Below are 6,519 nucleotides of genomic sequence, written 5' to 3' on the forward strand. Positions count from 1 at the left end.
ATTATTATCATACTTGTTTGCAAATACCTTTACAAGAATATTATAGTTAAATGGAATCAGAAAAATACAAAAAATGAGGAGGAACCACTTTTGGAACTTAATGTATACTTAGCAGGACAAATCCATGATAACTGGCGGGAAGAATTTCGAAAGGCTGCCAGTGAATGGGAGCTTCCTTTACAATTTTTTGGCCCTATGGAAAATCATGACCGCTCCGATAATATTGGAGAAGAAATTCTAGGTGAACAGCCAGACAACATCTTTAAGGATGAAGCTGCATCAGCATTTAATAATCTCCGTACTCAAATCCTGCTGCAAAAAGCAGATGTGGTGATCGCGCTGTTCGGAGAGAAGTACAAACAATGGAACACAGCTATGGACGCTGCTACAGCCATTTCTTTAAATAAGCCATTAATTATCGTAAGACCAAAAGAGCTTCATCACCCTGTAAAGGAGCTTGCAAACAAAGCAAATGTTGTAGTTGAAACGAAAGAACAAGCCTTAAAAGCTCTTTCCTACGTTTTTGAAGCCAATTAAAAAGTACTTAGCTTCTCTACGCTTTATCGGAAGGCAAGTGGCAGCTCTGATCAAGCTGCCCTTCATTTTGTATTCACGATGCCTGTTATGGCACCGGGCAACATATCAGCTTCCTCGTGAGCAATGACTGCTCACAGAGGGAGCTGGTAGTGTTTATCTCCCCCTCTGGTCACCTTCCAGTTCCGCTTTTTGATACAACCATTGCCCATACAGGAGTCTGATAACATGGGAAAATAATTCATTTCTATGTACGAACCCAGCTGTCAAAAGACCTGCAGCTCCCTCGCTTTGATGTACATTTTTTCTTCCTGTAATCTTTTCTATTATATCTTTTAATTCAAGGCCCGCCTCTATATCTTCCTCAGCATTTTCCGGTAGTAAAATTCTTGCCCCGGAGGCTGTTACAATTCTCCCCTCCTGGTCCGCAAGTGCTCCCCAATTACACAAAAACAAGCCGTCTTCCATTTTTGTGACCCCTCCTTCAAGGCCAATTCCTATCACTATATCTTTATTTTGCTTAATACAGTAAATCGCCCTGTTTACTGCCCCCTCTTTTGTTTCTTCGTCAGTTAACGGCTGGTCTCTGACTTGAGATGGTGCGTTTATTCCTTGAATCTCAATCTTGCACTCTTGAAGAGCGTCTTCCACAGCTTTTAATTTCGCATTATTCGTTGAACCGACTCCTATTAGCATAATCCTCCACCTCACACATTAATCGTGATTAACAAACTCCATGTACTAAAAGTATAGACTAACTTTAAACAAATAATTTAGTTGATTGTTCAGTTATACACTCGCTTGCAGCGGGCAAGGCTTCAGCTAATCGGGGGAAATCACCCCGATGGATCTTCAGCACTTGCTTTTCCCGCTAGCGTCTCGTGTTATTTGATCAAGGAAAAACAATCCGGTTTATCAGTACATACAGAGAGCCCTCTAATATACACAAGAGGTACTTGCTTATTCGTAATAGTGTTTCTAGTTAACGGATTTCCGCACTTGTGCCTTTAGGTAAAAGAGTCCGTCTGTAGCACATGAAAAGTGTAAATTGTTTTTCTAGTGGATTAGTTATCTTAATCACACTTTATTTATCTGAATAATCGATTTATTAATTTAAAAAAGGCTGTTGAGATGAATTTCTCAACAGCCCTAGAATCCCTGTAAAGGGATTCTGAGTTTACGGCTTCAACACTACTTTAATGTTGCCGTCTTCTTTTTTGTCAAAAATCTTGTAAGCTTCGGGAGCTTCATCAATGGACATTCGGTGAGTGATAATATCCGTTGGATCAAACTCACGATTTTCAACCATTTCATATAGCTTAGGCATCATATGAACGACTGGTGCCTGCCCCATTTTAAGCGACACGTTTCGTCCAAATAAATCCCCTAGAGGAAAATCGTTAGCTGCCGAAGCATATACACCTGTTAATTGAATCAAACCAAACTTCCTGACAGCCTGAGAAGCTGTCACAATTGGACTTATTGTACCAGCCTGGTTATCAGCATCAGAACCGAACTCCTCTTCTGGGTGAACGGTTCCGTCCATCCCTACACAATCCACCACTACATCTGCACCGCCTTTTGTTTCTTCATGAAGCAGTGCTCCTATTTCCTTTGTTTCCTTCATATTGTAAACTTCCACATTGTTTGTTCTTCTTGCGTGCTCTAGTCTGTGCGGCACATGATCCACTGCAATTACCCTTTCTGCACCTTTTATCCAGGCCAGCTTTTGAGTCATGAGTCCAATAGGACCGCAGCCCAGCACAAGGACAGTATCACCTTTTTTAACCTTTTCCACGCTCCACCAGGAAGTCGGAATTACATCGGATAAAAATAAGACACTTTCATCATCCAGCTCACTGCTTTCTGGAACTTTAAAAGAGGTCTGGTCTGCATAAGGCACTCTTAAAAACTCAGCCTGTCCGCCAGGATAGTTTCCGAATTGCTTAGAGTATCCAAAAAGGCCGCCATTATCCGCATGAGGGTTTGCTTCATCACATTGACTTTCCATCTGGTGCTCACAATAAAAGCAAGTTCCGCAGCTCACGTTAAATGGAATAACAACTCGGTCACCTTTTTTCAAGTTCTTTACTTCCGGACCAACTTCCTCCACGATCCCCATTGGCTCGTGCCCTATAATGTAATCTTCTTCCAAAGGAATCCCATTCTTATAAAGATGTAAATCTGATCCGCAGATCCCTGATGCCGTTATCCTAATAACCATGTCGTCACCTGTTTGTATTTTAGGATCTTCCATTTCCTTTACTTGAATATCATCGAGCCCTTGATAAGTAACTGCTTTCAAAGTTTACACACCCTTCCCTAAAGATTAGTTATCTCTTTACCGATTTATTCAAAGGTTAAACGTATGAAGCATAAGCCTTATGGTTTTTCTTAAAACTCATCAAGGGCTTTTCCAAAAGGCTCTGTCACCAAGAAGCCGTGTTATTAGATAACTGACCCATCAATAAAAGACCGCACCTTTAGGAGCGGTCTTTTTGGGAAGAAACTATATTATACCTGGCTGCGGATCTGTTCCAAGGCATTCTTGTCGGTTGTTCGCACAAGCTTGGTAATGAGTTCTTTAGCAGCGGCATAATCATCGATATGAAGAATTGATGCTGCTGTATGAATATATCGAGAGCATACTCCTATTACGGCTGATGGAACACCATCATTAGACATATGGACTCTTCCTGCATCTGTACCTCCTTGAGAGATAAAGAACTGATAATTGATATTGTTGCTTTCGGCCGTATCAAGAACAAACTCTCTCATGCCTCGGTGAGTAATCATTGTACGGTCATAAATTCTTACTAACGCTCCTTTACCCAAATGACCAAAGGCTTGCTTTCCGCCTGTAGCATCATTTGCAGGACTGGCGTCAAGAGCATAGAAAATGTCTGGCTTTATCATTTGCGCAGCGACTGCCGCCCCACGAAGCCCCACTTCTTCCTGTACCGTAGAGCCGGAATATAGAGTATTAGGAATGACTTCATCTTTCAGCTCTTTTAAAAGTTCAATTGACAGCCCAACGCCGTACCGATTATCCCACGATTTTGCAAGGATTTTCTTTTCATTGGCCATAGGAGTAAAAGGACAGACAGGCACAACTTGCTGACCAGGCTTAATACCGATGCTTTCTGCATCTTTTTATTATCTGCACCAATATCTATGTACATTTTTTTGATGTCCATCGGTTTTTTACGCTGTGCCTCTTCTAACAGATGAGGCGGCGTTGACCCTATTACTCCTATAACAGGCCCTTGTTCCGTAATAATTTCAACACGCTGCGCTAAAAGAACCTGGCTCCACCACCCTCCAAGGGTCTGGAAACGAATAAGTCCTTTCTCACTAATAGAAGTAACCATAAAGCCCACTTCGTCCATGTGACCTGCCACCATGACTTTTGGGTCTTCCTCTTTTCCTTTCTTTACCCCAAAGATTCCTCCGAGGCGATCCTGAACAATATCATCACTATATTTTTCAAGTTCTTGTCGAACGTATTTCCGTACTTCATGTTCAAACCCAGGGGCTCCAGGTAATTCAGTTAATGTCTTAAACATTTCACGAGTTTCTTGATTCATAATAAGCTCCCTTCATCTAAATATTCTTTTACCATTTTACAGAAATAATAGTTTTTTATCTACTTTCCTTCCTGCTCTTCAACAACACAGGAAAAAAAAGGAATAGTAATAAAGCATTTAATTGGAAATTTAATAGATGTGAGTTATACTTGAAATTACTTGATAAGAAAGGGTGGGAAAGCATGAAAATCAGAGATATTCTTATTGGTGTAGGACTTGGCTTTTTAGCAGGCTACCTGCTGAAAGACAAAATTGGCGGGGAACATATTTCTCCTGAAAAAGCGCTTAAAGTAGTTAAACAAAACGTGCAGGACCACATCCCGGTTAACGGATCATGGATCCATATGACTCCCGAAAAATACAATAAAGATAACCTCGTTTATAAAGTCTATCGCGGCGGAATATCCAGCACTGAACAGGATGAAACAAAGCAAATGGATTTTGTGGTAGATGCAAAAACAGGAACCATTCTTGAGTTATCTTCATAATTATTATTGAGAGTGTCACCAAAAGCCGACTTTTGGCGATACTCTCTTTTTGCTTACTATTTCGTAAGTTACCCACAGGCAATAGAAAAAGGTGTCTCTTCCGGTCACTAATCAGTATGACCTTATGGAGACACCTTTTTCTTTATCATTTAGTTACTGGTTTTTTCCAGAATCCGACTAACAGAGCAGTTACTACAGCTCCAATGACGATGGCTAATAAATAAGCAAGGGGACTTCCTTGAATTGTCGGGATAACAAAGATCCCGCCATGAGGGGCCGGCAGCCCGGCATTAAAGAACATGGCCAGTCCTCCAGCTGTTGCTGAACCGATCACGATCGAAGGAATCACTCGTCCTGGATCAGCAGCTGCAAAAGGAATCGCCCCTTCAGTTATAAAGAAGGACCCAAGGAAATAGTTACTTACCCCGGCATTTCTTTCATCTTTTGTGAACTTGCTTTTAAAGAAAGTAGTTGCTAAGGCAAGTCCAAGAGGAGGAACCATACCGCCAGCCATAATTGCTGCATGGGGACCGAAATTTCCGGCTTCAATCATTGCAATTCCGAACGTGAAGGCTGCTTTATTAATTGGCCCGCCCATGTCTACAGCCATCATTCCTCCAAGGATAATACCAAGAAGAACGATGTTTCCTGTACCCATGCCGCCAAGCCAGCCTTCTAAGAACGTATTAAAAGCACTGATCGGCCCTATAATCACAAAATACATGAGAATACCAACAACAAAAAATGCTAATCAATGGGTAAAAAAGAATGGTTTTAATTCCATCAAAGACTTTTGGAAGATTAGCCAAAAGTCGTTTAACGCCGATGACGACATAACCTGCTAAGAAACCTGCAATTAAACCGCCTAAAAACCCTGCATCTCCTGTTGTTGCCATAAAACCGCCTATCATACCAGGAGCAAACCCCGGGCGATCAGCAATACTCATGGCAATAAAACCAGCAAGAACCGCCACCATAAGTCCAAAGGCATGCTCCCCGCCTATAGACATTAAGGCTGCAGCAAAAGGATTGTAGTCAGGATGGGCAGGGTCTGCTGATTCAATTCCAAAGAAGAAGGATATTGCAATTAAAATACCACCGCCGATAACAAAAGGAAGCATGTTGGAAACACCGTTCATAAGATGCTTGTATATGCCTCGTCCAAACCCTCCTCGAGTCTGTTCCCCTTCCTCAGACTTTGCTCCTTCGCCGCTCCCTTTATAAATAGGAGCCTCTCCTTTGACAGCTTTTTCAAGGAGGTCCTGTGGTTTACGGATTCCATCGGTCACTCCTGTTTGAATGACCGGCTTGCCGCTGAAACGCTCCATCTCAATTTTCGTGTCAGCTGCTACAATAATCGCGTCAGCTTCCTCGATTTCCTGAGAGGTTAATTTGTTTTTCACTCCGCCTGATCCAGCCGTTTCTACTTTAATCGAAATACCCAATTCTTTTGCTTTATCTTTCAAGGCATCAGCTGCCATATACGTGTGGGCTATCCCTGTAGGGCAGCCCGTAACCGCAAGAATCCTTTTTCCAGACTCTTCTTTAGGCGCACTTGTTTCCTCTTCTTCTTCTCCACCAAGCTTTTCTTTTTCTTTTTCATCAATGGCAATCAGAATCTCTTCTTTTGTTGAAGCTCCAACAGGATGGCACGGAAATCCTGGTCCATCAGCAGGGTGGACAAACGTGATAACGTTTCTAAATGTGTTTGATTTGCCCCTTCACTGGCAGCAATCATAAAGAATAAATGAGCAGGCTGGCCGTCCAAAGAATCGTAATCCAGTCCGCTTTGAGAACGCCCAAAAGCAATGGCCGGTGTTTTTACAGCACTTGTTTTGGCATGGGGAATGGCTACTCCTTCACCTATTCCTGTGCTGCTCTGTTCTTCACGGGCGACGATGGCCTCTTTA

Annotated in this window: 4 protein-coding genes and 2 pseudogenes; 2 read left to right on the forward strand and 4 right to left on the reverse strand. The window is 42.2% G+C overall.

The window, feature by feature from the left end:
* Positions 1-90: 90 nt before the first annotated feature.
* A complete protein-coding gene (locus JCM19033_RS20135; RefSeq protein WP_054637667.1) occupies positions 91-537 on the forward strand; it encodes a YtoQ family protein in 447 nt (148 codons plus the stop codon).
* A 153-nt stretch (positions 538-690) separates the two neighbouring features.
* Here JCM19033_RS20135 and JCM19033_RS20140 read toward each other — a convergent pair whose 3' ends face one another.
* The 3 genes and pseudogenes from JCM19033_RS20140 to JCM19033_RS20150 form a co-directional block, all read right to left on the reverse strand.
* A complete protein-coding gene (locus JCM19033_RS20140) occupies positions 691-1,230 on the reverse strand; it encodes a DUF84 family protein (protein ID WP_054637668.1) in 540 nt (179 codons plus the stop codon).
* Positions 1,231-1,711: 481 nt separating this feature from the next.
* Positions 1,712-2,839 carry a zinc-dependent alcohol dehydrogenase gene (locus JCM19033_RS20145; protein WP_054637669.1) on the reverse strand — a complete coding sequence of 376 codons (1,128 nt, stop codon included), beginning with the start codon at positions 2,837-2,839 and terminating at the stop codon, positions 1,712-1,714.
* A gap of 209 nt (positions 2,840-3,048) precedes the next feature.
* Positions 3,049-4,121 (reverse strand): annotated as a pseudogene (locus JCM19033_RS20150) (M42 family metallopeptidase).
* A 182-nt stretch (positions 4,122-4,303) separates the two neighbouring features.
* On the opposite strand from JCM19033_RS20150, the gene JCM19033_RS20155 reads away from it, so the two are divergent.
* Complete coding sequence (locus JCM19033_RS20155) at positions 4,304-4,609, forward strand: PepSY domain-containing protein (protein WP_054637670.1); 306 nt, start codon at positions 4,304-4,306, stop codon at positions 4,607-4,609.
* Positions 4,610-4,754: 145 nt separating this feature from the next.
* Here JCM19033_RS20155 and JCM19033_RS20160 read toward each other — a convergent pair.
* A pseudogene (locus JCM19033_RS20160) lies at positions 4,755-6,519 on the reverse strand (fructose-specific PTS transporter subunit EIIC); the annotation flags it as partial.

The sequence above is a fragment of the Thalassobacillus sp. C254 genome, assembly GCF_001310615.1.